General features: G+C 67.1%; 1 protein-coding gene. It reads right to left on the reverse strand.

The genetic code is table 11. The features are described 5' to 3' along the window. A partial coding sequence (gene vgrG / locus IM317_RS23770; protein ID WP_193362557.1) for a type VI secretion system tip protein VgrG occupies positions 1 to 353 on the reverse strand: 353 nt, incomplete at both ends.

Below are 353 nucleotides of genomic sequence, written 5' to 3' on the forward strand. Positions count from 1 at the left end.
TTTGTCATTGCGAATGGTGACGTGGTCGCCGTGCGCCGAGTCGTGCAGCACGCCCGCGATATACGGCCGGTCGGGGTTACCATCCTCAAAGCCAATCGCCACCTCCGTCCCCGCCAGCAGCGGCAGGTGCAGGCCGTAAGTGTCTCCGGCATACGGCCGCGACTGGCGGACCCACAGGCTCTCGAACCCGGTTTCCCAGCGCGCCCGGTCAAACAGCATATTCACCCGGTAGCGTCCGTGTTTGTCGATATGACCGTAGGTGTCGTTTTCCCGGGTGCTGGTCACGCGGGCCGGCAGCGTCCCGGCCATCTCCGGACGCGCGCCGGGCTCAGGCCGGTAGCCGACGTCCGGGC

This window comes from Enterobacter cloacae complex sp. S3 (assembly GCF_014930495.1).
GTDB classification, from domain to species: domain Bacteria; phylum Pseudomonadota; class Gammaproteobacteria; order Enterobacterales; family Enterobacteriaceae; genus Enterobacter; species Enterobacter asburiae_B.